The organism is Bradyrhizobium lablabi (genome assembly GCF_900141755.1).
Classification (GTDB): domain Bacteria; phylum Pseudomonadota; class Alphaproteobacteria; order Rhizobiales; family Xanthobacteraceae; genus Bradyrhizobium; species Bradyrhizobium lablabi_A.
The window spans coordinates 7,774,433-7,799,488 of record NZ_LT670844.1 but is presented as its reverse complement, the minus strand read 5'-3'; the positions used below and the strand labels follow the sequence as shown (position 1 = coordinate 7,799,488).

The following is a 25,056-nucleotide window of genomic DNA, read 5'->3' as shown; positions in this document are numbered from 1 at the left end:
GAGTTGATATGCGCAATCCAATGCCGTCCGGTGCGCCGGCTTTACCACGACACGATAAAGTTGTGACTTTGCTGGACAAAATCCGAAATGTCCGTCATGGGAATCCCCCGGTGTCTCCGCCGCATTGGGGACCCATTTGAACGGCAATCAAACCAGCGCGCAAACCAGCTGCTCAGCGCTGGCCGCGGGCGGGAAACAAATCGGGGAATTTATGGGTCGAGGTGTGCTTCAGTTCAAGAATGCGGTTTTGCGTCACCTCGCCGTTCCCGGCCTTGCATTGCTCATCGGTTTTGGAAGCGCGGGTATCGGAAGCGCCGTTGCCCAGAGCGGCACCCCGCCCAGCGCCGATCAATCCGGCAAGCCTCCCGCCGCCTCGGCTGACGCGCCCAAGGAAAATCAGCACAAAACCGACGAATTCGTCGAAGCGTCGCAAACCATCAACGGTCCGGCCGGAAACCCGGAATGCGTCTGGCTCGGCCGCCGGGTGGTGGTTTTGATGTACCGCGACGACCTCGACACCGCGTTCCGGCATCTCGATCTGTACGACCGGTTCGGCTGCCCGGGCGGCCACGTCCAGGCTGCTTTTCGTTGCCTGACGCGGTTCTTTTCGCTGATCGATCCCAAGGTGCCCGATAGCCTGAGCGGCCGGGTCCATGCCTGCTGGATCAATCCGGCGGCCCAGCCGCAAGCCGCCGCAGCGGCCGCCCCGCCCGCCGCGCCCACGACCTCGGGCGCCGCGGCGCCCGCCCCGCCCGCTGCCGCGGCAACCCCGGCGCCCGCTGCCACCCCGGCGCCGGCGAAATAGTCGCAATCCCGCCTTCGGAACGATCCGAAGTTTTCACTGGTTGGGAGTGTTCGCGCCCTCAAAACGTGAGGGCGTCATATGAGTTGTTAAATCGCGTGGCGGAGATATGCTCGATTTGCCGCTGACTTGGTCGGATCTCGGGGACGAATCCGCTTCCCAGCCATACTTGCCCCCAGGGTCTCGTCGCGATGCGCGCCGTCGTCGCCGCCGTTCTGGTGGTTACTTCACTTGCGGCTCGGCCGTTGCAGTGACGCTGGGAATGATCATCTTAGTATCGCTGGCGCAGATCGCGATGGTTCCAACCTTTTTCACGGTTGGGATTGTTCGCGCCCTCAAAACGCCATGGCGTCATAAGAGTTGTTAAATCGCGTGGCAGAGCTATGTTGAATTTGCCGCTGACTCGGTCGGATCTCGGGGACGGATCCGTTTCCCTGCCATTTTGGCCCCAGGTGGTTTAGTCGCGATGCGCGCCGTCGTCGCCGTTTTGTTGTGTGTGGCCGCCGTTCATGCTGCCTTATGGGGGGTATTTCGGGAGAAGCAGGAGGCCCCCAACTTCAAGGGCATTCTGCCGAGCGTGTCCTACGCGCCGTTCGAACGGGGTCACATCGTAGCCGACAGCATCGCCGACTCTGAGAAGGTTCGCGCCGATCTGAAGAAACTCTCCACCCTGACGCGAGCGGTCCGCCTGTACTCTTCGACGGAAGGCAGCGAACTGGTGCCGCCGATCGCCGCGGAATTTGGGCTCAAGGTCACGGTCGGCGCCTGGATCGACAAGAATGCCGACCGCAACGAACGCGAAATACTGTCGGCGATCGAACTGGCAAAACACAACGGCAACGTCAACGGCGTCGTGGTCGGCAACGAAACCCTCTACCGCGGCGAGCAGAAGATCGACGACCTGATCGCGCTGATCCAGCGCGTCAAGGGATCGGTCAATGTCCCCGTGACCACCGGCGAAATCTGGAACATCTGGCTTGAGCACCCCGAACTCGCCTCTTCCGTCGATTTCATCGCGGCGCATATCCTTCCCTATTGGGAAGGCTTTTCCGACAAGCAGGCGGTCGATCAGGCGCTGATCATCTATCAGAAACTGCGCGACGCGTTTCCGGGCAAGCGTATCGTGGTCGCCGAATTCGGCTGGCCGAGCGCCGGCTATAATCTGCAAAGCGCCACGCCGGGACCGTTCCAGCAGGCAGTGACGCTGCGCAATTTCGTCAGCCGCGCCGAAGCCATCGGGATGGAATACAACATCGTCGAGGCGATCGATCAGCCCTGGAAATATTTTGAGGGCGGCGTCGGTCCATACTGGGGCATCCTCAACGCGGCGCGCGAGCCGAAATTCGCCTGGTCGGGCCCCGTCGTCGATGAGGCCTATTGGAAACTGGCAACGCTCGCTCTGCTGGTCGGCCTGTTGATGTCGCTCCCGATCCTGCGGCTGCCCGACGCCACCGTGATGCAGTCGCTGATACTGGCGACGGCGGCCAATGGCATCGGCGCCTGGGCCGCGACCGTGTTTTCCTATTGGACCGGCCATTATTTTGTGCTCGGTTCGGCCTTTGCACTCACGCTGGGCTTGATCCTCTTGGTTCCGCTGGTGCTGATCGCGATGGCGCGGATCGAGGAGATCGCGGCGGTGGCTTTCGGCCGCAAGCCACTCCGGTTGATCATCAAGGGCGCGGCTGTCGCGCCGGCCACCATGGGCGAAACCGTCACCTTCCCCAAGGTCTCGATCCATGTCCCCGCCTATTTCGAGCCGCCGGAGATGCTGAAACAGACGCTCGATGCGGTGTCGCGGCTCGACTATCCGAATTTCGAATGCGTCGTGATCATCAACAACACCCCCGACCCTGAATTCTGGCAACCGATCCAGGATCACTGCCGCGCGCTCGGCGAGCGCTTCAAGTTCATCAACGCCGAGAAGGTGCAAGGGTTTAAGGCCGGCGCGCTTCGCATCGCCATGGACCGCACTGCCGTCGATGCCGAGATCATCGGCATCATCGATGCCGACTATGTCGTGCAGCCGGATTGGCTGAAGGATCTGGTGCCGGTTTTCGCCGACGCCAGAGTTGGCCTGGTGCAGGCGCCGCAGGACCATCGCGACGGCGACCGCTCGCTGATGCACTACATCATGAACGGCGAATATGCCGGCTTCTTCGACATCGGCATGGTCCAGCGCAACGAGGCCAACGCCATCATCGTTCACGGCACCATGTGCCTGATCCGGCGCGCGGCGATGGACATGGCCGGCGGCTGGGCCGGCGACACCATTTGCGAAGACACGGATTTGGGCCTCGCCGTCATCGAGCATGGCTGGCTGACCCATTACACCAATCACCGCTACGGTCACGGCCTGTTGCCGGACACCTATGAGGCCTTCAAGAAGCAGCGTCATCGCTGGGCCTATGGCGGTTTCCAGATCGTCAAAAAGCACTGGCGGCGTTTTCTGCCCGGCGCCAGCCGATTGACGCCGGACCAACGCCGCGAATTCACCCTCGGCTGGCTGAACTGGTTAGGGGCCGAAAGCCTTGGCGTGCTGGTCGCCATCCTCAATCTGATCTGGGTGCCGATCGTAGCCTTCGCGGACATCGCCATTCCCGACAAGATCCTGACGCTGCCGATCATCGCATCCTTCGTGGTCTCGCTGCTGCATTTCGTGACGATGTACCGGCTGCGCGTGCCGGTGAAATGGGGCCAGATGCTGGGCGCCATGATCGCGGCGATGTCGGTGCAATGGACGGTGTCGCGGGCGGTTGCCAACGGCCTCATCACCGAGCATTTGCCGTTCACCCGCACCTCGAAGGGCGGCTTGTCGCGGATGTCGATCGAGTTCCAGGCATTCTGGGAGGCCGTGATCGGCGTGTTGCTGCTGGTCGGCGCGGCGGTGCTGGTCGTCACCAATAACTTCAAGCAGGTCCTCGAGATCTACGTGTTCGCCGGCGTGCTGGTGCTGCAAAGCCTGCCCTTCCTGTCGGCGGTAGCCATTGCCATTCTGGAAAACTCCCGCCTCAACGAATTCTCGTTCTGGCGCAACAGCGCGATCCGGACCGCGGAGCTGATCGGCCTGCGCCCGGTCGCCCTCCCCGAGGTGGTCCGCAATTCACAGCCGGTGGCGTCGGAGATTCACCCCGAGGCGAGCTGACGGAGGCGGGTTTTCTGTGGGCAGCCCGGTTGAAGAACTCCCGCTAACGGCCCATCTGACAATAGAAATCCGGATTATCCCGGCGCTCCGTTTGCGGCAACTGGCGCTATTGACCCGCACCAAGCTGCCCCCTACACAGCGCCTCACGTGAGCGCGTAGCTCAGGCGGTAGAGCACGTGACTTTTAATCATGGGGTCGAGGGTTCGAGTCCCTCCGCGCTCACCAAAATATCTAACAGTCGCAGCAGTTTATAGCTTGGCCGCTTCTTTCTCGTCGCAGACGGTTTGACCGTGTCCGTTCCGTGTCCGTTTTTCTGAGAACGAAATTTGCGAATCTAATTTGCCAGCCGGCAAGCGTCGCGTTTTGATGGCGCATGCCCACCCTCACCCGGTGGAATGGCTATGCAGTTCAACCGCGTCGTTGGTCCCGTCGAGGACATGGGAATATGGAACGCGAGCAGCGACGGCTTTTCCTTCGTGATCAGTTATGAGAGCCGCGGCGGTCCCGGCTTTCACGGACCGCCCGGCTATGTGGCATCGTGGCGCTCGCTTTCTCAAAACACGGCCGCCATCCGGGTTGGCGGCTCGCCCTTTAAAACGCTTGCTGAGGCCGAAGAAGCCTGCAAGGCCATGCTGGGATACCTGACGAGAAACCTAGATGGGGAATGACCTTGGGGACGCCGCAAGCTGGCGCGGGATCCGTGACGGGCTGCGGGGCCTCAGGACACGTTTTCGAGCCGGCGGCTACCAATCTCCTCACCGCCCCGGTCAAAATAACGAACTACGGTTTGCCCTGGGCCTGATTTTCACGCCCTTGGCGCGGCAGCTTTGGCAAATTGCAGCGGAGTAATGCCGTAAGCGCGCTTGAAATGCTTTGTCAGAAGCGCATTTAGTAGACGCGGGGATGCCGCCGATAATGTGGTCCCGCGGGCACTTGCACGCTCGCAAAATATGGACTGATGACGCACTGGGCGCCGCGGCCCGATGCCGACGCGTTGCATTGGGCCAGCGACGTATAGCGGCATTCGTAATAGGTGGCCGGTCCATACACGTGCAGGCAAACCGGATAGTCCGGGTCGTATGTTTGGGCCGCCGCCGGCCCGGCTATTGAGGCCGCCCCGATCGCCAATATGGCCAAAACCAGATTGCGCATCAGTACCTCCTTCAACACATGCGCGGCGCAGCAGACGGACCTGGTTGTTCGAAGTCAATTCACGTTCGCGCGTTGGCGATTCGCCGACGGCCGAGCAACAAAAAAGCCGCCGGGCGAGCCCGGCGGCTTCGTGAACGGCGCTGGCGCTGATCTTTAGGCCGCGTAGAAGGGCATGGTGCAGATCGGCGCTTCCCAATCCTTGGCGGCGAACTCGGCATGCTCGCGGATCAATCCTCTCAGCATCGGCCGCAGCGCCTCGAGCACTGTGACTTCGCCGATGGGATGCCGCGCCAGGAAATGCCGAGCTTGCGTGATCATGTACACGGCCGCGGCCTTCTGCGGCATGTCTGCAGCTGACACCTCGAGGTTTTCGAATTACGAGAATTACGGTGACAGTGCTGGACTGCACCCCTGGAACGAGACACGATAATTTCTGTGACAGGCATTTCGAGGATGACCTGTGGCAGCAAAAGGAAAGATCCGTCAGTTTCCGACGGCGTACAAATTGAAGGCGATCAAGCTTGCTGAAGGAGGCGAAGGCGTTCTGCCTGTGGCCCGCAAGCTTGGGATATCGCGCAAGCTTCTGCATGACTGGATCAAGGCGTGGAAGGCCCATGGGCCTGAGGGGTTGAATCGCAAGCGCGGGCCCAAGCCTGGCCCCCGCAGGCTCAGGCCGCTACAGGCGGATGACAAAAAACGCTCTGCGCTCGCCCAGGCGAGCGCGCGCATCGCCGAGCTTGAACGGCTGGTGGGCCGCCAGCAACTGGACATCGATTTTTTTCGAAAAGCCTTGCGCGCCTTGGAGCGGCCGGCAGCGCAAGGCAAACCCGCATCCGCATCATCGAAGTTATTGAAGCCATGACGCTAGAAGCGGCCGGTTCGCACGCCGATGTGCTGCACCTGTGCAGGCTCGCAGGCCTGCCGCGCGCGACGTATTACCGGCACCTTGCCGGACGCAGCGGTGAGGCGGCTGAGTGCGAGTTGCGCGACGTTATCCAGCGCATTTGCCTCAAGCACCGCTTCTATGGCTATAGGCGGGTGACAGCGGCCCTCAGACGGCAGGGCATGGTGGTGAATGCCAAGAAAGTTCAGCGGCTTATGCGCGAGGACAATCTCCTGGCCCAGCGCAAGGCGCCGTTCCTGAAGCCACCAGCCGACCGCCCCTCGGCCTTTCTCATCGTGCCCAATCTGGTGCGCGGCCTTGTTCCGTCAGCGCCTGATCAAATCTGGGTCGCCGACATCACTTATGTGCATCTCGCCAGAGCCTTCGCCTATCTCGCCGTTATTCTCGACGCCTTCTCGCGCAAGGCCGTGGGCTGGGCTTTTGAGAACACGCTCGATGCCTCACTCGCCATCGCCGCGCTGGAGACAGCCATCGATGCCCGAAAGCCGCAACCCGGCAGCCTGATCCATCACTCCGATCGCGGGGTGCAATACGCCTCCATCGCCTATCGCCAACGGCTGGCCGATCGCGACATCACCATCAGCATGAGCAGACCGGGCAATCCCTTCGACAACGCCAAGGCCGAGAGCTTCATGAAGACGCTGAAGACCGAAGAGATCGACGGCAAGGCCTTCGCCGACCTCAGTGACGCCCGCCGCCGAATCAATAGCTTCATCGCAGAAGTCTACAACAAGGACCGGTTGCACTCGGCGCTCGGGTACCAATCGCCCCTTGAGTTCGAAACCGCGTTCGCGCAAAACAAACCACGATAACGCATCATGGCAACCGCACTGTCACAGAAATTATCGTGTCTCGTTCCAGGGGTGCAGTCCAGTGCATTCAATTTGGAAAGTCGAGAACCTCGGGGGATCGCCCCCGGCAGAACGATAGTTGAATGTCACCGCAATTCTTCTGCGTTAGCCAGGTCTTCTGGATCGATGTTCACAGGTTTGAGGCGCGAAACCAAAGCTAACCTGCGCCCGAGCCCGGTGCCGGCGCAGGACTCAGCGGGGCGCCTCCGACCGAAACAGGGCCGACAGGTTTAGGCAGTGGAGAAATTATTTTTCGCGACGTCCCGAGGACCCGAGTGCGAGGATTTGGATGTGGGATGCTGGAAGTCGTCAACGGCGTCATCGCACTCTGCAGAGCGTCCGCCTGCGCCGCTAGCGAGGAGAGTTGACGGGATATTCTTTTCAAATCCGCCTGTTGAGTTGCGGAGCTCTGCGCGAGCGACACCAACACAGCTGCGTTTTGCTGCTGCGACAACTGAATATCCTTCAGTGTCGCGCTGACGGCGGGATCTGGTATCGGGGCTGAAACCGTCTCATGTGGAGACTGTGCAGCGAAGCGATTGAAATCCGGCAAAGAGAAGCCATTGAAATTCGGCAAAGAAAGGCGATTGAAATGCGGCAAAGAGAAGCGATGGAAATTCGGCAAAGCATTGGCAGTGGCCGCGCCAATGACGGCCAAGGCGGATAAGGACACCACTATCGCCACTCGGCTCGAAGCCCCCAGCCGTGCCGCCTCAGGCTGTTTATCTCCTTGCGTTTCCTTATCCGGTGTTTCCGCCACCTGCGTTCCTTACGTGTCAGCCCAGTCGCAAGATTTTTCCTCGCCGCCGATCAACAAAACAAAAAAGAGCCGCAGCGTGGACGATCCAGCGACGACTCTCGCGCGATTGCCCACCCAATTTCGACTTAAATCATGGGCTTATATGGTTAATGTTCAGTTATTCTCAGGCGTCTCGCGTGTGAGGCGATCTGCCGCCGGTTGCCGACCGTTCGGCGCCGGCGCTATCACGTCATTGATTGAAATTTCGGAATTACGGCGACAGTGCACTCAATTTGGAAAGTCGAGAATCTCGGGAATCTCCCCGGCAAAACGGAGTTGAACGCACTGTCACCGCAATTCGTCAATCTTCGAGGGGGATTCTGATGCGCATTCTGGCGTTGGCGATTTTGACGATTGCAGCGGTTTCGGCAGCGCCGTTGGCTCGCGCCCAGACTTACGACCCGGCCTATCCCGTCTGCCTGGCTTAGCCAGGCTTTCATGGCCATCTCTTCAAGGCAGGGCAGCAAGACATGGCAGCACCCAATTCTGCACAAGCAAATCTCAGTAGTTCTACGCAGAACGGACGGCGGCAATAGCTTCACATCGGCGGCATCTTCTCGAATTTCGGCACGGCCGGATCGAGCCGGTCCCAGGCATGACTGCGCACCGTGTACGTCACCATCTGCGGCTCGTATCGGCCTGGATCGTCGAGGCTCGCGGCGTGAATGGTGAAGAGGTCCGGCATGGCCGAGAAGGTCAGATAGACAGGCGACCCGCAGGCGGGGCAGAAGCCGCGCGTCTTCACGTTCCCGCTGTCGCCGACCATGTCCCAATGCGTCGCTTCGCCCTCGAGCTTCACCGCCTCCCTGCTCGGGAAGGTCAGATAGGATCCGTGCCCGGTGCCGCTCGTACTCTGGCAGTCGCGGCACTGGCAGTCGTTCATCGCAATCGGCTCGGCCGAGATTTCATAGCGGATCGCGCCGCAGGCGCATCCGCCGGTGTAAGGCTTGCTCATGTCTCTCTCCCAATAAAGCGCTGCATTGGCCACGGCGATTTCCGTCGCGTCAGTCCTTCCCGTCGACGATAGCGCCAATGTTCTGGACTACCTTCTTCCAGCCTTCGCTCATGTTCTTGAAGGCAGTATCGTTCTTCGGCAGGACGAAGCCGGAATGGACGAGGCGGAGGCGCGTGCCGTTTTCGACCTTGGAAAGGATGAACGTGACCACGGTGTCGAGCCGTGAGCCGTATCCGACGTTTCCCTCAAGCCCGCCTTTCCAGGCATAGGCAAAACGTTCGTTCGGCTTCACCTCCAGCACCTGGCAGTGAATGGTGCCGTCCCACGCGCCGGCCGGTGTGGTCTGGTAGGTGAAGTGTTTGCCTTCCACGGGCTCGAAGCCGGCCGGCATCATCAGCCAGCGGCCCATCAAATTGGCCGTGGTCAGCGTTTTCCAGATCGTCTCCGGCGTATGTGGGAAAACCTCGTCGACCACTATGTCTTGCGTGTCGGGCTTCAATGCGGCGTCGTTCATGGATCAATTTCCTTCAGCAGTGTTCTGAGATTTGCAAAGCGTTCGCGCCAGAAGACGCCGTAATGGCTCATCCAGTCGACCAGCGGCTCGAGGCCTTTCGGCTGGGCGCGGTAATAGACTTTCCGGCCTTCGGGGCGCTCGGCGACCAGGCCGGCCTGCTTCAGGGCCTTGAGGTGTTGAGAAATGGCGCCCTGCGTCACGCCGCTCCCTCGCGTCAGTTCGACGACGGTGATCTCGTCAGAGCTGACGACCTGCTCAAACACGGCCCGCCGTGTGGGATCGGCAAGCGCGCGCATGACGGCGTTGATGGGAGCGGCTTCGGTCATGGGCAACCAATAGCGTACGCTAATTGATGAGTCAATACTAATTGGTTCGATTGATGGTCCGTCAATACGCCACTCTGTTGGTGGCGCGTTCGCGCTGCTCAGCGAGCAAAAAAATGAGGCCACTGGGGCGTGATCGCTGCGCGCCGCCGTGCTCGACGCGAGACTACGCTTCGTATCGCTAGGCTCAGGACTCATTGATCAGAGCCAGAAGGTTACGGCGGCGGCGATACAGATCGCGGACATGAAGGTGTGGGCGCAGCGGTCATAGCGGGTGTGGATGCGGCGCCCCTCGGCACACCGTGAGACCGCGGGAAATGCCGCTCGATCCGGCGCATATGCGCATCCGACAACCAAATCAAATCACTCATTGCAGCGCCTCCTCGCGCCGCAATGAATCAACTGATCGTCATATCCGCAACCGGTTCAATAGGTCCTGTTAGGCCACTGCAAAATTCAAACTAGGCGACCAAGGGTTAAAACAGGCCAGCGCCCGCCCCGGCGTGATCGCATCGACCGGTTCGCTCAATGTCCCCCTATCCGGCCGCCCTTCACCTCTCGAAACAGGCCCCGTATCGCCAGGCATAATCACGTGCGCACGGGGGGCGTGGCCGAGCCCCGGCGGGGCACTCGTTGCGAGCTGCGGTAGCGCCCCACCCGTCGATGACGCACGCGCCGCTGGCTGTGCTATGGCAGCCAGGGCCGCATGCATCTGCGGCATTGGCCGCGCCGAAGGTTGAGAGGCTGCTGGCGAACAGAACTGCCACGAAAAGGTTCCTCATGTTTCCTCCATGGATTGGGGCGCGCCCGGGACAGACCGTTGGAAAAGAGATGGGGCTTGGCCGCGGATTCGCAATTCCGCCTGCTACGCCTGCCGCATATCCGTAATCCCGAAACGCTTGAATTCGAGGCGTCTATCAGCCTTCGTGAGAGCCGCGGCTGGCGTTGTCCAGCCAGTACCGGGTCTGTTCGTCGGTCCAACCAGGAATTGCAAAAGTCGTCGTCCGGGGGGTAACGCGTTGGCTCGGACGCACGGTAACACGCTGGTGCGCGCGTGCGAGCGGATTGGGGCGATGCACCGTCGCGGCGTCGGCAGAAGCACACAAAGTGATCAAGAGGCCTAAGGCCAAAACGGATCGCATCGCATTGCTCCGGTCGGTTATCGCGCAAGGGCTATCAGCTGACCATTTGCGCACGGGCGGCCGCGGCCCCAAGCCGTAGCGCCTTCACGCTCGGTCAAATCTGCGGAACCGTGGGCGCATGCCCGCCCTGACCCGCAAGCGCGTCAACGATCGGCCTGGTCTGTCGCGGGGCAAGTTATCCGCAGCATATCCACAGTCCCGAAACGCTTGAATTCGAAGCGTTGACAACAACTTGCTGCGCATGAATTCACAGGCCCCGCAAGCGCGCCTATCGCCCATTGCCGACGCTTCTCACTGCTGTCGACGTGGCGGCGAAGGCGCCCGGTTCCGCCCACTCGCCGGGCTAACTCATTCAATGGCGGCGCGGAATTTTCACAGCCCAGACCATTTTAATAAATTCTTAAACTCTTCATTCGAATCATCGTCGCAGGGATTGAATATCCGAGGGGCGCGATGGACGGCATTTCATGGACTGATCTTGATAAGGATGAGCAGCGCACCATCGCGATGCTGGCGGAAGGCGTTTCCACCGAGCTCTGCGACGCCGTTGCGCTCCTTACCTTGAAGCGAATTGGTTTCGTCAAAGGGTCCCAACTGACGCTCCAGGCCGAGCAAATGCTGGCCGCGGCCGCGCGCCGGGCATTCGCGGCCTAGACCGCGTCGTCGCAGCCAGCAGGGCTCCCGGATCAACAGCCGCGGCAAATCGAATCTATCATCTTTTCGACCTTTGCGTCTTCGCGGTCGATAGCGGGATTGGTGCCAAGCAGCGGCCCTTTCATCGGGCCATGACCGGTGCCGGATGACGAGAGCGCCGTGCCCAGTGAGTTGGTGCCCGGCGCAGCGGCGCTGGTGCCGAAGGCGCCGCCGGTTACGGACATATGCGATCCCGTACCGCCGCCTCGGGCAAACGCAGCGGTGGTCGAAAGGCTGACGCAAAGGGCGACGCAAAGAACGGAAGGCTTTTTCATGCCGATAATCCTTCGAGAACGCGAGCAACGTAACGGTTGATCGACGATGCGCCTCAAGCGGATGTAGTTTCGCAATCCGCAGACACCATTAAATTGCATGTTATCAGGACCCCTGCACAACGCGGCTAACTGCGCGCGGAGCCCACGCGGTAGAGCGCGTGACTTTTAATCATGGGGTCGAGGTCATTCCGCCAAGTCGATTTTTTGAAACGAAATATTGGGCTAGGATACCCTAGCGGAGCATGAGCGAAGTATCCAAATCCGAGACACCTCTCATGGCATCGTTCCGGATCAAGCTGGACGGTGAGCCGATTGCGATTGCGACCGTCGGGCAAGCTTACCGATTCATAACCCGGCTCAGTACATTCGAGTGGATGGAGTTCCAGTCTCTGCACGACGAGGCAAAGGCCGCTCTGACAGCAGCCGCCGAAAATGCGATGCTGAGCGCTCAGGCCACCAACGCGCTTCGCGCGCTGTTCGTGCGCGCAAAACTGCTCTGACGACGAAGCTCACCCTGCACCACTCAGGAAGGCCGCTGACGCGGGCGGCATTTGCGGCTTCAGGGTCCAAAGAAACGGCCCCAGCGAAGGGGGCGAGCTGGGACCGTTCCAGGCCGGGAATCACCCCGGCGGCGAGGCACCCGACCATTTCAAGAATTCTGCTCTAACAATTGTTCCCGCTAACTTCTGTCGACGTCATTCCTCGCCGAGTGACCGTCCGGCCGAGCCGGCCGCAAAGCCTCACGGCAATCCTGCAAGCGCTCGATCGTAATGCCCTCGATCGTAATGCCCTCGACCGCAATGCTTGAGCGCGCGGGGCATAGCGCGGGAAGCGGGACCGCCGGCGCCCCCTCGATACGCCGGCGGTCCCTGTCGCGCGATTGAAATCGTGGTGGTCTCACGATCAACTCTGCCCGACCTGGTCGAAATTAATAGAGCGACACTTGGCCGTTGGGCTATCCGGCAGAATACGGACGAAGCCGGATCTTTCCCTAAACCTCATCGCAACGCAGCGAAAAGGTTTCTTGCGGCCAGTCCGCGCGAAACAATCCGCCGCACCGACGAAGCCATTTTGTCGGCGCACGAAGGTCGCCGGAAACCAAAGGCTGTTATCAACGGCCCCATCCGAACAACGAGGTTTGGTCATGTGGGACATCATCATCGGCCTGATTTACCACCACGCTTGCAGGAATTATCGGGCCGCCGCCCGCAAACAGCGCGGACTGAATAGCCTCTGGGCCTGATCGCCAAACCGGAGCGTGGATAATTGCCGGCATGGCCCGGCGGTCCTCGCCTTCGCCATCTTTGTGTGTCGGTTGGGTGTCCATCGCCTAGGATGGATCAGCCTCGATGACCGGCCCCGAACTCAAACAGCTTCGCAGCGATCTCGGTGATGCCATCGGCAAGAGCCTGTCGGCCGCCGACATGGCAAAACTCTGCGGGCTCGAGGGCGGCGGCGCCGACACCATCCGGCGCTGGGAAATCTCCGGCCCGAGCGGGCCGGCCGGCGAATTGCTTCGCATCCTGGCGATGGCCAGCGACCGTCACCCGATCCTGGACAATTTCAACGTCTTCGACCGCCACAATATCCCCGAGCGTGAGAGACCGGCGCGTCGCGAGGAATTCCGCGAAAAGATGCGCGACGAAGTCCGCCGCCGGCTCGGCTGAGGCGCTTTCGCGCCGACCGGACACCGCCAATCCCCGATCCCGCATGTGTATGGCGTAGCTTGCGGGTGGGGCCTTTGCCAGAAATTCGCTATGGCACGCCGCCCGTCGCCGGTTACTGCTGGTATTACACCGACATGACCAAGACCCAGGGTTTTTGGGACGCCTGTCCCTAGAGCCGGAAAACGGACGAGGGATTGGGGAAAGGCCGCCTCCGGGCGGTCTTTTGTCGTTGATAACCCGTGGCCCCCGCGGCGGGCGACGTGTTATCGACGGGGAACAGACACCTCGCCTGATGGAAAAATCACCATGCGGATTACGCTCGTCGGCTCGCGCCATTTTGGCGTGACGACCTTCAATATGCTGCGCCAACACGATGTCGAGATCGCCAGGGTGGTCGTCGCCGATGCCGACGACCGGCTCGCCGCCGCGGCAATCGCCGCCGGTGTCGAGGTCAAGGTGCAGGAAAGCCCCAAGCTCGTGACGGCTTCCGAAATCGCCGAGGGCACCGACCTGATCGTCACCGCGCATAGCCACGCCCGCATCAGCCAGGAAGCGCTGGCGGCGGCGAAATTGGGCGGAATCGGCTATCACCCCTCGCTGCTGCCGCGGCACCGCGGCATCGCGGCGGTGGAATGGACCATCAAGGAGGGCGATCCGATCGCCGGCGGCACCGTCTACCATCTCGCCGACCGCATGGACGCCGGCGCGATCGCCGCCCAGGAATGGTGTTTTGTGAAAAAGGGCGAAACCGCGCGCGAGCTGTGGGAGCGCGCGCTGGCGCCGCTCGGCCAAAAACTCCTGGGCGAAGTCATCGACTATGCCAAGGCCCACCATAGCCTGCTGGCAAAACCCCAGGATGAGCAATTCGCCACGCTGGCGCCGAGCCTTCCGAAGTAGAGTTTTCTTCCGAAGCCTCCCAGGGTAGCATCATACCCTAAGTTGCTCGTGCCGCATTTTTGTGCGCGCAAACCCCTGGCTTTCTGTTCCGGGCCGGGAACTAATTCACAGATCAAATATTTGATTCGATGGGAACAATCGGAGTTGGCGCAGCGCAGCAAACTTTGAACACAATGTGACCGAATAAGCCGCGCCATCACACAAAAAAACAGGGATTTGATTCATGCGTCAAAACCGCATTGGTAAGGTATTTCTTGCTTCCGCATTCGCTTCCGCCGCCGCCCTCACCGCCGTTCCCGCCATCGCCCAGACCCCTTACGACGGGCTCTGGCATGTCACCGTCGTGACCAAGAGCGGCAATTGCGAACCCTCGACGAGTTCGACGCTCACGGTCACGGATGGTAAAATCTCCGCACCTGGCGCGGATGTGACCGGCAGCATCGGGCACGAAGGTCTTGTCCGTGTTACAATTCGTGGTGCATATGCCAATGGTCAACTCAGCGGCAACACCGGATCGGGGAAATGGAATGGGGCATCTGCGGGCATCCCGTGCAGCGGCCGGTGGGAAGCGTCCCGCCAATAACAATAAAGCAAGCCGAGCGGCGCCTGCCCTCGTGGTCATCAGGCGATTGATATTTGCAATGGTCGCGCTGGTCGCGGCCAGCGTATCCAGCACCGCCAGCTATGCGCAGGCGGGCCCGTTCGCCGGCATGGCCGGCAACTGGTCGGGCGGTGGAAGCGTGACGCTCGACGACGGCTCGAGCGAGCGAATCCGCTGCCGCGCCGGCTATGCCGTCGGCGCCGGTGGGTCCGGCCTCAATCTGACCCTGACCTGCGCCAGCGACAGCTACAAATTCGACCTCAGAGCCAATGTGGTTGCCGACCGCGGCGCCCTTTCGGGAACGTGGAGCGAAAGCAGCCGCGGCGTTAACGGTAACCTCGAAGGACGCGGTGCCAACGGCAATTTCCAGGTGATCGCCAGCGCACCCGGATTTAACTCGAACATTTCATTGACGACGCACGGCAACCGGCAGTCGGTCATCATCAGAGCCGAGAGCCAGTTCAGAGGCGCCAATATCACGTTGTCGCGCTCGTAGAGCGTGATGACTTTTCTCCGAATCGTCATCCCGCTCTATCTGTTTGTCTGAGCATGATCTTTTCGGAAAACCGGTACCCACTTTTCCGGATCATGCTTTAGCTGGGTTGACAGTACCGGCTGGCCGGCCGGCCCTAGCTCGTTTTGGGCTTCGCCAGCCGGGCGGCCGTTTCCTTCATGGTCTTGGCGATCAACAGCGCCTGCTCCTTGTTGAGCGCAAAATCATGAACGCCTTTTTGCGTGGTCAGCGACAGCACCATGATATCGGGCTGTTGCTCGGGCCAGCCGGTGGCAAAGGCCGTGACGAAATCCGCCGATGTCGATCGCTTGGTGGTCATGTCGCGAATTCCTATGCGGCCGGCACAAACGCGGTGACTTCGATCTCGACCTTGGCGCGCTCATCGACCAGGCCGGAGATGTAGAGCAAGGTCGAGGGCGGAAAGTTTCGCCCCAGCGTCTCGCGCCAGGCCGCACCGATGCCGGCGCCCGCGGCCTCATATTCGCTGCGGCTCGTCAGATACCAGGTCAGGCGAACAATGTGCTCGGGACCGGCGCCGGCTTCGCCAAGCAGCTTGATGATCCGCCGCAACGCGGTGCCGACCTGCGCGGCCATATCGGACTGATATTCGCCCTTCTCGTCACCGCCGGTCTGGCCGGCCAGCACGATCCAGCGGCCGGGACCCTCGACCTCGACGCCGTGCGAAAAGCCGCGCGGTTTTGTCCACTCGGCGGGTTGCAGGATACGCATAAGCAGGTCCTCCAGAATTTTGGGATCGTCATTCCGGGATGGTCCGAAGGACCAGACCCGGAATCTCGAGATTCCGGGTTCGCGTCTTCGACGCGCCCCGGAATGACGGGCAAATCCCATAGCACCGTTTGCAGGCCGCGCGCATCACTGCGTCAGCATATTTGCGCGTTGCAAATCAGGGCGAGGTCGCCGATACCGGCCTGCCGTTTCCCCCAGAAAACCTCCCGCGCCTGCCGCGCCCAAAACACTTCCCGCTGATGGACCGAACACCTTCCAAACCGATGGCGGCGCTGTGGATGGCGGGCTGGCTGGCGCTGATGCTGATGATCGCGGTCGCCGGGCGCGAGACGACGCGTGAACTCAACGTATTCGAGGTCATGGAGGCCCGCTCGATCCTCGGCCTTCTGATGCTGTCGCCGTTGATCCACGTCAATGGCGGGCTTGCGGCCATGTGGACATCGCGGCCGCTGCAGCATATCGGGCGCAATCTCGTTCACTATGCCGGGCAGATCGGCTGGTTCTTCGCGCTGACGCTGATTCCGCTCGGCCAGGTGGTGTCGATCGAATTCACCATGCCGATCTGGACCGCGATCCTTGCCGCAACCTTTCTCGGCGAGCGTATGACGGTCTGGAAAACCACGGCGATCGTGCTCGGCCTGGTCGGGGTCATCATCATCGTCCGCCCCGGGACCTCTGAGATCAATCCCGGACAGTTGATAGCGCTCGCCGCCGCTGTCGCCTTCGGCATCTCGATCGCCATGATGAAGTCCTTGACCCGTACCGAAAGCACGCTTTCGATTATCTTCTGGATGCTGCTGATCCAGGCCGCGGCCGGATTTTTGCCCGCGCTGTATGTCTGGCAATGGCCGAGCGCCTATGCCTGGGGCTTCATCGTGGTGATCGCTTTCTGCGGGACGTTTTCGCATTACTGCATGGCGCGCGCGATGCTGTATGCCGATGCCACCGTGGTGCTGCCGATGGACTTTTTGCGCGTTCCGCTGACGGCGACCGCGGGCTGGCTGATTTATTCGGAGCGCCTCGACCTCTTCACCTTGCTCGGCGCGGCCTTGATCCTCACCGGTAATCTGCTGAATTTGAAAGCCGCCGATCCCGCGCCCGCGCGCGTTTCAGCCTGAGCGATCCCATTATCCGCCGCCAAAACGATGTGATCTAAATCACGCAGGCCAACGCAGCGATTAAATACCGTGAGTTCCACGGATGATCGTCATCAAGATTTGGGCATGCCTGATTTTTTGTGGCGCGAAGTGTGGTTTTTTCGTGTAGTCTGCTGCAAACGCGTTAGCGCCCTAAAATATTCGATTCTACGTTTCGTTTCGACCTGGGGATTTCAGATGCGCTATCTCACCGTCATACTTTCCCTGATCTGCATGTTGTTCACGGCGCAAGCCGCCAAGGCCGACCGACGCGTCGCCTTTGTGGTCGGCAACGGCGCCTACAAGAATGTCGCGCCACTTCCGAACCCGCCGATCGATGCCAAGGCGATGGCAGCCGCCCTTCGCAATGTCGGCTTCGAGGTCGTCGAAGGCACCAATCTTACCCGCGACAAGATGACGGAAAAGCTGCTCGACTTCGGCAAGAAGACTCAAGGCGCCGACGTCGCGGTATTTTTCTATGCCGGGCACGGCATCGCCGTTAACGGCATCAATTATCTGCTGCCGATCGATGCCGACATCAAATCGGAAATGGACGTCAAGCTCGGCGCGGCGATCAATATCGACCTCACGCTCGACCAGACCATGAGCGACGCCAAGGTCAAGCTGGTGTTCCTCGATGCCTGCCGCGACAATCCGTTTGCCGCCAAGATCAAATCGAACGCCACCACCCGCAGCGTATCGGTGCAGTCGGGGCTTGCCGAAATGCAATCCGGCGAAGGCACGCTGATCGCATTCGCGACCGGTCCGGGGCAAACCGCGCTCGATGGCCAGGAAGGCACCAACAGCCCGTTCACCCGCGCGCTGATCGCCCACGTCACCCAGCCCGGCGTCGAGATCCAGCAGGCGATGACCGAGGTCCGCGCCCAGGTCAATGAAGAGACCAACAAGGGTCAATTGCCCTGGGGCCACACCAACCTGATCGGCGCGGTGTATCTGAACCCGGTTGCGGCCCCTGCGCCCGGCGCGGCCGCTGCCGCGCCGACGCCTTCGACGCCGGCCCTCGCCTCAACGTCTGGTGGTACCGACGTCGAACTCGAGTTTTGGCGCTCGGTCAAGGAATCCAACAAGCCGGAAGAACTCAACGCTTATCTTTCCGCCTATCCCAACGGCCAGTTCAAATCGCTGGCGCTGGCCCGGATCGCCTCGCTGGAGAACGGCCCGTCGACCACCACGCGCAACCTGACCACCGGCATCGATCCCGCGACCTTCACCGCGGAGGCCAACCAGGTCACGGAAGACCAGATCAGCCTCGACAAGGGCCAGCGCCGCGACGTGCAGCGCCGGCTGAACGGACTCGGCTTCGACACCAAGGTGACGGGCAAGTTCGATGACGATACCCGCTCCGTGATCAGGCGCTGGCAAGCCGCCCGCGGTTATCCCACCAGCGGCTTCCTCAACAAGTTCCAGCACAAGGCGCTGCTCAGCGAAATCGTCGCAACGACATCAACTAGTTCGAGCGATGATTCCTCGGACGATCGCGCGACCCGCCGCCACAGCAGCGGAGGCGGCGGTGGCGGCGGCCGTCGCAGTGGTGGCGGCGGCGGCGGCGGTGGCGGTGGCGGTGGCAATCCCGGCGGCTTCATCGGCGGCGTGATGGGCGGCATGATGGGCGGCATGTTCCGGCACTGATCGACCCGACCCGCCTGTTTTGCGCTCCGACGAAAAAAGCCCGGGTTGATCCCGGGCTTTTTTTCTGTTGCGGCCTTTTCTCTGTCTCGGCCGCGACGGGTCTATTTCCCCGCGGCCTTTCTCAGCGCCTCGTTGATGCGGTCCTGCCAACCCGGCCCGCCCTCCTGGAAGTATTCGAGCACGTCCTGATCGATCCGCAGCGAAACCAGTTCCTTGACGCCGGGAAGCGCGGTTGGCTTCGGCGGCGCCTCCGGCACCTTGGCGGTGGTCCGCTTGAACGCGGCCTCGGCTTCGGTGCGGGCATCGTTGAGGGTTCTCGGGCGTCTCGGCTGGTCGGGCACGGCTAGATTCCTTCAAACAGCGCAGTCGACAGATAGCGCTCGGCAAACGAGGGCACGATCGCCAAAATGGTCTTGCCGGCGGCTTCCGGGCGTTTGCCGATTTGCAGCGCGGCCGCGATCGCGGCACCTGAGGAAATGCCGCCGGGAATGCCTTCGTTGCGCGCCAGCGCGCGCGTGGTCTCGATCGCGGTTCCGCTGTTGATCTTGACGATCTCGTCGATCACGGAGCGGTCCAGGATGTCCGGAATGAAGCCGGCGCCAATACCCTGGATCTTGTGCGGGGAATGCTGGCCGCCTGACAGCACCGGGCTTTCCTCCGGTTCCACGGCGACGACGCGCAGTGAGGGTTTTCGCGGTTTGAGCACCTGCCCGACGCCGGTGATGGTGCCGCCGGTGCCGACGCCCGCGACGAAGTAGTCGATGTTGCCGCCGGTATCGTTCCAGATTTCCTCCGCGGTGGTGCGGCGGTGGATTTCGGGATTGGCGAGATTCTTGAACTGCTGCGGCATCACCGAATTGGGCGTCGTGCGCACCAGCTCTTCGGCGGTCGCGATCGCGCCCTTCATGCCCTGGGCGGCCGGCGTCAGGATGATTTCGGCGCCGAGAAATGCCAGCATCTTGCGCCGCTCGATCGACATCGATTCCGGCATCACGAGTTTTAAGCGATAACCGCGGGACGCCGCCACGAACGCGAGCGCAATTCCGGTGTTTCCCGAGGTCGGCTCGATCAGCACGGTATCGGCGTTGATCTGTCCGGCCTTCTCCATCGCGATCACCATCGCAGCCCCGATGCGGTCCTTCACGCTCGCGGCCGGCGCGAAATATTCGAGCTTGGCGAGGATGGTCGCGTGCGCGCCGTGCGCCTGCGGCAATTTGCGGAGGCGGACGATCGGCGTGTCGCCGACGGCATCCACGATCGAGTCGAAGACCCTGCCGCGGCCGGGACGGTGCACTGCACTCGTAGCTGGCGCATCCATAATGAACTCCTGTGTGGGCTGCGATGTGGCCGAAATTAGCGGGTCTTCTTCATTAGGGACAGCTCACGCCGATGTGCAAGTAAGAAACGCGAAACCAAGGAATTCGCTGCAATGCAAAAGCCTTAACGCGGCCAAATAACGTAAAACCAACGTATTTGTGTTGCGACATCGTCAAACAAATCGGTTTATGTTAGGCTGCTGGTTCAGATCGCAAGCAGGGAGGTCACGATGTCAGCTGTCGCTGCAGTTCTGTCGACCGAGACGCGTCATCCCGACCCGCGCGGATGCGATATGCCGACCTGCCCGGTGTGCGCAGATTCCATGGTGGCCGCGGAAGCATCCGCTTACGTTTCCGACAACGTCATCAGCTATCTCTGGACCTGCGATACCTGTGGTTACGGTTTCGTAACCAAACATGCGCTGCGGCGGTTTGCCTGCAACTGAGCTTCTGACGATAGGCCCCGAACTTCACTAATCCGTAGGCGTCGTTGGACGTCCGCTTTGGTGCGCATTGCGGACTCAGATCAGACATCACCTCAGGTCTGAAAAGTGCCCACAAGCCGACCCTCGCTTTCTCATCTGGGTGATGGGGGGAAGCTCAATTTGCGATAAGCTGGCCCGTGGTGGAGCAGCTTGTCTGCAATGGGAAGCTCCGGACGGTGGTTTGCGAGAGACTCTTCGGATGAACTTCGATCGGTACAGGAGACCGATTGCCATGAGCGATCCCGGGCGCCACGCCGCTCTATTCGACGGCTTGCCGCGCGACACCGGCGCGCTCGCGGAGACTGTGCAGGGTCTGCTGATCCATCAGCACGTTGCCCCTGCCTACGGCGTGACGCTAAGCCGCGACCAGCAAGCTCAGTCGCATGTTCGCGATGTCGAGAAGATTTTGGGTGACATCGTAACGCGCGACGGCCGGCCGCTTTCTGCAGCGCGAGCTACCAACGAGCGGCAAGTCGGTGTCTGCAGGCACTTCACGCTTCTTCACGTGGCGATGTTACGCACGCAGGGCATTCCGGCGCGCGCCCGCTGCGGCTTCGGCGCCTATTTCGAAAAGGGTAAATACCTCGACCATTGGGTAACTGAATACTGGAACGAAGGAAAGAAATGTTGGGTATTGTTCGATTCACAGATCGACAATCGCCAACGCGAACTCTTCAGGATCGGGTTCGATACAGCAGACGTCCCGCGGGATCAGTTCGTGGTCGCGGGCGATGCCTGGTCGCTCTGCCGTTGCGGAAGGACCGATCCGAGTGCCTTCGGCATCCTCGACATGCACGGACTTTGGTTCATTGCGGGCAACCTCGTCCGCGACGTCGCCGCGTTGAACAACCGTGAGATGCTGCCGTGGGACGTTTGGGGCGCAATGCGCCGGCAAGACAGCGAGCTGGATCTCGCCTTTTTCGATCGGCTGGCAATTGTTAGCCTCGAGCCTGATGCTCACGTCGACGAACTCAGTGCGCTCTATTGCGATGAGCGAGTGAGCGTGCCAGGAACCGTGTTCAACGCCGAGCTCAACTGCCTGCAGGAGCTGTAAGGAGCCGATGCAGGAGAAAGAAGAACACTCGTCGGCTGCAATTGGTTGAGGGTTTCGTCCGCATCGATCGGGATCGTCGTGCGGTCAGCGCGGGGCGATATCGCCCCTCGCCCATTCCGCGCGCGTGCGTTCGCGAAAGCTCTCGAACGTGCCGTTCGAGACGGCGTCGCGGATGTCCTGCATCAGGCGCTGGTAATAGGCGATATTGATTTCCGACAGCAGCATCGCCCCCAGCGTCTCGCCCGATTTCACGAGATGGTGCAGATAGGCCCGCGCGCAAGAGCGCGTGGCCGGCCACGGGCTTTCCTCATCCAGCGGCCGGGGATCGTCGGCGTGGCGGGCGTTGCGCAGGTTGATCTGGCCGAAACGGGTGAACGCCACGCCGTGCCGTCCGTTGCGCGTCGGCATCACGCAGTCGAACATGTCGATACCGCGCGCGACCGCCTCCAGAATATCCTCGGGCGTGCCGACGCCCATCAGATAGCGCGGGCGGTCCTTGGGAAGGATCGGGGCGACCTCTTCGATCATCGCGAGCATCACCGCTTGCGGCTCGCCGACCGCGAGCCCGCCGATGGCGTAGCCGTGAAAGCCGATCTCGACCAGGCCCCGCGCGCTGGTCTGGCGCAGTTCAGGCACGTCGCCGCCCTGCGCGATGCCGAACAGCATGTATCCGGCAGGTGCGCTCTCGAATGCGCGCCTTGAGCGCTCCCCCCACCGCGATGACAGCTGCATCGCGCGTTCGATATCGGCCCGCTCCGACGGTAACCTTACACACTCGTCGAGCTGCATGGCGATGTCGGAGCCGAGGAGCCGCTGCACCTCGATCGAGCGTTCGGGCGACAGCTCGACCTTCATGCCGTCGATATGCGAGCGGAACGTCACCGCGCGCTCGCTTAGCTTGCGCAACTGCGCCAGCGACATCACCTGGAAGCCGCCGGAATCGGTCAGCATCGGGCCCCGCCAGCCGGTAAAATTCTGCAAGCCGCCGAGTTCGGCGATGCGCTCGGCGCCCGGCCGCAGCATCAAATGATAGGTATTGCCGAGCACGATATCGGCGCCGGCATCGCGCACCTCGCGCCAATGCACGCCCTTCATGGCGCCAGCCGTGCCAACCGGCATGAAGGCGGGCGTCCGCACCTCGCCATGCGGCGTCGTCAGCTTTCCGGTCCGCGCGGTGCCGTCGGTCGCGATGAGATCGAAGTGATTGGGAAGGCTCATGCGTCAGCTTATCGCGTAACAACGGTGCCCAGTTCAACCTTGTTGACGCCGATTTCTTATCCAAAAGCCGTTGACGTCGACCAAACTCTCCCCCATAAGCTCCGGCCCATGATCACGACCACCAAACGCACCACCAAAACCGCGGAGCCCGCTGGGGCCTCGGGAGGCGTGCGCGCGTAGCCGGACGATCGCATCATCTGAACCGAAGCCCCGCCTGAAAAGGTCCGGGGCTTTTTTTATTGCCTGATGGAGAGCAGAAGTGAAGAACGATCCCGTTGTTGCCATAGCCGGCGTGACCGGCGCGGTCGGTGCCGAATTCATCGCCACCATGGACAAGCGCGCGTTTCCGGTCGGCAAGCTCAAAGCGCTGGCGAGTGCGCGTTCGGCGGGCAAGACGCTGGATTTTCGCGGGCGGAAAGTCCTGATCGAAGAGCTCTCCGAGAATTCATTCGAAGGTGTCGATATCGCGCTGTTCTCGGCGGGCGGCGGCGTTTCGAGGAGATTTTCTCCCATCGCGGTAAAGGCCGGCGCCGTCGTCGTCGACAATTCGTCGGCCTTCCGCATGGATCCGAACGTGCCGCTGGTGATCCCGGAGATCAACGCTGGCCGCATCGCCGAGCACAAGGGCATCATTGCCGTTCCGAATTGCACCGCGATTACCGCCCTGATGGCGTTATGGCCGATCCACAGGCGTAACCGCATCAAGCGCGTGATCCTGTCGACCTATCAGTCAGCCAGCGGTGCCGGCGCGGCGGCGATGCAAGAACTCATTGAATCGACCCGCGCCAGCCTCAACGGGCAGGCCTATCCGCCCAACGTGATGCCGCACCCTTACGCCTTCAACCTGTTCAGCCACAATACCCCGATCGATCCGACGACTGGCTATAACGAGGAGGAAACCAAGGTCATCCAGGAGACCCGGAAGATCTTCGAAGATGACAGGATTGCGGTCGGCGTGACCTGCGTGCGCGTGCCGGTGTTGCGCGTGCATTGCGCGGCAATCACCTTCGAATGCGAGAGGCCGATTTCGGAAGGCGAGGTGCGCGCGATCCTGACCAATGCGCCAGGCGTCAGACTCGTGGACGATCGGGTCAGGAACTACTTCCCGATGCCGATCGATGCGTCAGGCCAGGACGACGTTCTGGTCGGCCGCATCCGCAAGGACCTCAGCGATCCCAGCGGCCATTCGATCGCGATGTTCGTCTCCGCCGACCAGCTCCTGAAGGGCGCCGCGCTGAACGCCATCCAGATCGCGGAACTACTGCCGCAGCGCGCAATGGCGTGAGTCTGGGATTTCCCGGATTGTAGATTCCATGGGGCGGGTGAACGTGCCCCTTCCGGTAGGTTTGGGCACACTCGAACCCCATGGAATCCACGGCCCTGTGACTACCTGCGATTGGCTTGAATCAATATTTCGATAGCACGCTTCGCTTCCGCCGCAGCTTCCGGATCAGCGAACTGGATTGGCTGAGCGCCGTGGAGCCCACCGCTACCCATCACGACGTCCGGTCCTGTGCTCTTGAAACACTCGTTGTCCGGACTGCAAAGGATCGTCAGCGTGTCAAGGCCTACAGCCTTGCCCATAAACTCCGATTTTTCTCTTGATACCGCTTTCAAATCCGAAAACAGGGCTTGTGAGGTTCTCACGATGACAACGGGTGAAGTCGTTTCCGAACCGGTCGCCTTCGAATACGTCCTGGACGTGGATTTCGCGGAATAGGCAAAATTCCTTGAATCACCCATAAAACTCAAGACAGTGGAACGGCGGGTAGTGCGATCACCCTTTCCAAATACCTCGGGCGGAATTGGCTTTGCAAAAGCTGCCTTGAGCGAAAGTACCGCATCCTCTACGTCGGAACTGGCCGCACCGCTGTCGGCAATCAATGAACCGAAAATGAATGAGCAGGAAAAAAGCAGCAGGGCGGCTTTGCAATTCATGGGTATTTGTCCGTTGGGGGCCCCGTTCGGTTCACGATGGCGGGTGCTAGCGGGTCTGAACTAATTTTCAACGGCTCTCTCGAACCGGTTTCGCTCTGGCGTCGTCGAACTCCAAAGCGAGCCATTCTCGTTTCGCCAACCAGGGAATGGAGAGTCCAATGAAATCAAGATTGTCTGCCGCCACTCTCGTCACTCTCGTTGCGATGAGCGCCATGGCAACAACCAACGCCAACGCTTTTAAGCCGCACCTCCCGAAACCAGGTTCCGCTGCACCCATGTTT

At 61.2% G+C, this 25,056-nt stretch carries 30 protein-coding genes, 1 tRNA gene and 1 pseudogene; 17 read left to right on the top strand and 15 right to left on the bottom strand.

The features are described 5' to 3' along the window. The first annotated feature begins 211 nt into the window (after window positions 1-211). The 4 genes from B5526_RS36655 to B5526_RS36640 all read left to right on the top strand — a co-directional run bounded on the left by B5526_RS36655 (window position 212) and on the right by B5526_RS36640 (window position 4,612). Entirely contained in the window at window positions 212-805 is a 594-nt protein-coding gene (locus B5526_RS36655) for a beta-1-3, beta-1-6-glucan biosynthesis protein (RefSeq protein WP_079545973.1), read from the top strand. 463 nt (window positions 806-1,268) lie between these two features. Next, entirely contained in the window at window positions 1,269-3,944 is a 2,676-nt protein-coding gene (locus B5526_RS36650) for a glycosyltransferase (RefSeq protein WP_079544478.1), read from the top strand. A gap of 149 nt (window positions 3,945-4,093) precedes the next feature. After that, a tRNA-Lys gene (locus B5526_RS36645) sits at window positions 4,094-4,169 on the top strand. A 176-nt stretch (window positions 4,170-4,345) separates the two neighbouring features. Continuing rightward, window positions 4,346-4,612, top strand: a complete 267-nt coding sequence (locus B5526_RS36640; RefSeq protein WP_349642756.1) for a hypothetical protein — start codon at window positions 4,346-4,348, stop codon at window positions 4,610-4,612. A 220-nt stretch (window positions 4,613-4,832) separates the two neighbouring features. Here the strand turns inward: B5526_RS36640 and B5526_RS36635 are convergent, their stop codons facing one another. Further along, the gene (locus B5526_RS36635) at window positions 4,833-5,096 is read right to left on the bottom strand and encodes a DUF3551 domain-containing protein (RefSeq protein WP_079544476.1); all 264 of its coding nucleotides are present in this window, start codon (window positions 5,094-5,096) and stop codon (window positions 4,833-4,835) included. 153 nt (window positions 5,097-5,249) lie between these two features. Continuing rightward, complete coding sequence (locus B5526_RS36630; RefSeq protein WP_154071632.1) at window positions 5,250-5,456, bottom strand: hypothetical protein; 207 nt, start codon at window positions 5,454-5,456, stop codon at window positions 5,250-5,252. Between the two features lie 100 nt (window positions 5,457-5,556). On the opposite strand from B5526_RS36630, the gene B5526_RS36625 reads away from it, so the two are divergent. Both B5526_RS36625 and B5526_RS36620 read left to right on the top strand, forming a co-directional pair. Next, complete coding sequence (locus tag B5526_RS36625; protein WP_079536392.1) at window positions 5,557-5,958, top strand: helix-turn-helix domain-containing protein; 402 nt, start codon at window positions 5,557-5,559, stop codon at window positions 5,956-5,958. After that, window positions 5,955-6,812 carry an IS3 family transposase gene (locus tag B5526_RS36620; protein ID WP_079536390.1) on the top strand — a complete coding sequence of 286 codons (858 nt, stop codon included), beginning with the start codon at window positions 5,955-5,957 and terminating at the stop codon, window positions 6,810-6,812. The genes B5526_RS36625 and B5526_RS36620 overlap by 4 nt, the downstream gene beginning before the upstream one ends. Before the next feature lie 196 nt (window positions 6,813-7,008). Here B5526_RS36620 and B5526_RS38255 read toward each other — a convergent pair whose 3' ends face one another. From B5526_RS38255 to B5526_RS39840, 6 genes and pseudogenes are all read right to left on the bottom strand, one after another. Further along, window positions 7,009-7,611, bottom strand: coding sequence for a hypothetical protein (locus tag B5526_RS38255; RefSeq protein ID WP_154071631.1), 603 nt, complete (start codon window positions 7,609-7,611; stop codon window positions 7,009-7,011). Between the two features lie 577 nt (window positions 7,612-8,188). Then, window positions 8,189-8,605 carry a GFA family protein gene (locus B5526_RS36615; protein ID WP_079544474.1) on the bottom strand — a complete coding sequence of 139 codons (417 nt, stop codon included), beginning with the start codon at window positions 8,603-8,605 and terminating at the stop codon, window positions 8,189-8,191. A gap of 49 nt (window positions 8,606-8,654) precedes the next feature. Beyond that, window positions 8,655-9,119: an SRPBCC family protein gene (locus B5526_RS36610; RefSeq protein ID WP_079544473.1), complete on the bottom strand. Its 465-nt coding sequence runs from the start codon at window positions 9,117-9,119 to the stop codon at window positions 8,655-8,657. After that, the gene (locus B5526_RS36605; RefSeq protein ID WP_079544472.1) at window positions 9,116-9,445 is read right to left on the bottom strand and encodes an ArsR/SmtB family transcription factor; all 330 of its coding nucleotides are present in this window, start codon (window positions 9,443-9,445) and stop codon (window positions 9,116-9,118) included. The genes B5526_RS36610 and B5526_RS36605 overlap by 4 nt, the downstream gene beginning before the upstream one ends. 198 nt (window positions 9,446-9,643) lie before the next feature. After that, a pseudogene (locus B5526_RS39330) lies at window positions 9,644-9,736 on the bottom strand (IS5/IS1182 family transposase); the annotation flags it as partial. A 257-nt stretch (window positions 9,737-9,993) separates the two neighbouring features. After that, the gene (locus tag B5526_RS39840) at window positions 9,994-10,224 is read right to left on the bottom strand and encodes a GCG_CRPN prefix-to-repeats domain-containing protein (protein WP_079544471.1); all 231 of its coding nucleotides are present in this window, start codon (window positions 10,222-10,224) and stop codon (window positions 9,994-9,996) included. 813 nt (window positions 10,225-11,037) lie between these two features. Between B5526_RS39840 and B5526_RS36590 the strand changes: the two genes are divergently transcribed. Beyond that, window positions 11,038-11,238 (top strand): hypothetical protein, encoded by a 201-nt coding sequence (locus B5526_RS36590; protein ID WP_079544469.1) that lies wholly within the window; start codon window positions 11,038-11,040, stop codon window positions 11,236-11,238. A gap of 32 nt (window positions 11,239-11,270) precedes the next feature. Here the strand turns inward: B5526_RS36590 and B5526_RS36585 are convergent, their stop codons facing one another. Beyond that, window positions 11,271-11,552: a hypothetical protein gene (locus B5526_RS36585; protein WP_079544468.1), complete on the bottom strand. Its 282-nt coding sequence runs from the start codon at window positions 11,550-11,552 to the stop codon at window positions 11,271-11,273. A gap of 242 nt (window positions 11,553-11,794) precedes the next feature. Here B5526_RS36585 and B5526_RS36580 point away from each other — a divergent pair, with 242 nt between their 5' ends. The 5 genes from B5526_RS36580 to B5526_RS36560 all read left to right on the top strand — a co-directional run bounded on the left by B5526_RS36580 (window position 11,795) and on the right by B5526_RS36560 (window position 15,213). Beyond that, window positions 11,795-12,052 (top strand): hypothetical protein, encoded by a 258-nt coding sequence (locus tag B5526_RS36580; protein ID WP_079544467.1) that lies wholly within the window; start codon window positions 11,795-11,797, stop codon window positions 12,050-12,052. Window positions 12,053-12,901: 849 nt separating this feature from the next. Next, window positions 12,902-13,219, top strand: a complete 318-nt coding sequence (locus B5526_RS36575; protein WP_079544466.1) for a helix-turn-helix domain-containing protein — start codon at window positions 12,902-12,904, stop codon at window positions 13,217-13,219. 306 nt (window positions 13,220-13,525) lie between these two features. Next, window positions 13,526-14,116 (top strand): formyltransferase family protein, encoded by a 591-nt coding sequence (locus B5526_RS36570; protein WP_079544465.1) that lies wholly within the window; start codon window positions 13,526-13,528, stop codon window positions 14,114-14,116. Window positions 14,117-14,339: 223 nt separating this feature from the next. After that, the gene (locus tag B5526_RS36565; protein ID WP_079544464.1) at window positions 14,340-14,699 is read left to right on the top strand and encodes a hypothetical protein; all 360 of its coding nucleotides are present in this window, start codon (window positions 14,340-14,342) and stop codon (window positions 14,697-14,699) included. Window positions 14,700-14,757: 58 nt separating this feature from the next. Further along, window positions 14,758-15,213: a hypothetical protein gene (locus B5526_RS36560; RefSeq protein WP_349642755.1), complete on the top strand. Its 456-nt coding sequence runs from the start codon at window positions 14,758-14,760 to the stop codon at window positions 15,211-15,213. Between the two features lie 133 nt (window positions 15,214-15,346). Here B5526_RS36560 and B5526_RS36555 read toward each other — a convergent pair whose 3' ends face one another. Together B5526_RS36555 and B5526_RS36550 are read right to left on the bottom strand one after the other, a co-directional pair. Beyond that, window positions 15,347-15,550, bottom strand: a complete 204-nt coding sequence (locus tag B5526_RS36555; RefSeq protein WP_079544462.1) for a hypothetical protein — start codon at window positions 15,548-15,550, stop codon at window positions 15,347-15,349. An 11-nt stretch (window positions 15,551-15,561) separates the two neighbouring features. Beyond that, window positions 15,562-15,960 (bottom strand): RidA family protein, encoded by a 399-nt coding sequence (locus tag B5526_RS36550; protein ID WP_079544461.1) that lies wholly within the window; start codon window positions 15,958-15,960, stop codon window positions 15,562-15,564. A 257-nt stretch (window positions 15,961-16,217) separates the two neighbouring features. Here B5526_RS36550 and B5526_RS36545 point away from each other — a divergent pair, with 257 nt between their 5' ends. Beyond that, entirely contained in the window at window positions 16,218-17,096 is an 879-nt protein-coding gene (locus B5526_RS36545) for a DMT family transporter (RefSeq protein ID WP_079545971.1), read from the top strand. Window positions 17,097-17,312: 216 nt separating this feature from the next. Then, window positions 17,313-18,764: a caspase family protein gene (locus tag B5526_RS36540; protein ID WP_079544460.1), complete on the top strand. Its 1,452-nt coding sequence runs from the start codon at window positions 17,313-17,315 to the stop codon at window positions 18,762-18,764. Between the two features lie 101 nt (window positions 18,765-18,865). On the opposite strand, the gene B5526_RS36535 is transcribed toward B5526_RS36540, so the two are convergent. Both B5526_RS36535 and cysK read right to left on the bottom strand, forming a co-directional pair. Further along, window positions 18,866-19,105, bottom strand: a complete 240-nt coding sequence (locus tag B5526_RS36535; RefSeq protein WP_079544459.1) for a BrnA antitoxin family protein — start codon at window positions 19,103-19,105, stop codon at window positions 18,866-18,868. Window positions 19,106-19,107: 2 nt separating this feature from the next. After that, window positions 19,108-20,082: a cysteine synthase A gene (gene cysK, locus B5526_RS36530; RefSeq protein WP_079544458.1), complete on the bottom strand. Its 975-nt coding sequence runs from the start codon at window positions 20,080-20,082 to the stop codon at window positions 19,108-19,110. 228 nt (window positions 20,083-20,310) lie between these two features. Here cysK and B5526_RS36525 point away from each other — a divergent pair, with 228 nt between their 5' ends. Together B5526_RS36525 and B5526_RS36520 are read left to right on the top strand one after the other, a co-directional pair. After that, entirely contained in the window at window positions 20,311-20,526 is a 216-nt protein-coding gene (locus B5526_RS36525; protein ID WP_079544457.1) for a hypothetical protein, read from the top strand. Window positions 20,527-20,797: 271 nt separating this feature from the next. Continuing rightward, window positions 20,798-21,619 carry a transglutaminase-like domain-containing protein gene (locus tag B5526_RS36520; protein ID WP_197688399.1) on the top strand — a complete coding sequence of 274 codons (822 nt, stop codon included), beginning with the start codon at window positions 20,798-20,800 and terminating at the stop codon, window positions 21,617-21,619. An 84-nt stretch (window positions 21,620-21,703) separates the two neighbouring features. Here the strand turns inward: B5526_RS36520 and tgt are convergent, their stop codons facing one another. Next, window positions 21,704-22,837 carry a tRNA guanosine(34) transglycosylase Tgt gene (gene tgt / locus B5526_RS36515; RefSeq protein ID WP_079544455.1) on the bottom strand — a complete coding sequence of 378 codons (1,134 nt, stop codon included), beginning with the start codon at window positions 22,835-22,837 and terminating at the stop codon, window positions 21,704-21,706. Between the two features lie 259 nt (window positions 22,838-23,096). Here tgt and B5526_RS36510 point away from each other — a divergent pair, with 259 nt between their 5' ends. After that, a complete protein-coding gene (locus tag B5526_RS36510; protein WP_079544454.1) occupies window positions 23,097-24,122 on the top strand; it encodes an aspartate-semialdehyde dehydrogenase in 1,026 nt (341 codons plus the stop codon). Between the two features lie 101 nt (window positions 24,123-24,223). On the opposite strand, the gene B5526_RS38250 is transcribed toward B5526_RS36510, so the two are convergent. Next, on the bottom strand, window positions 24,224-24,775 hold the full coding sequence (locus B5526_RS38250; protein ID WP_154071630.1) for a hypothetical protein: 552 nt from the start codon (window positions 24,773-24,775) through the stop codon (window positions 24,224-24,226). Between the last annotated feature and the right edge of the window lie 281 nt (window positions 24,776-25,056).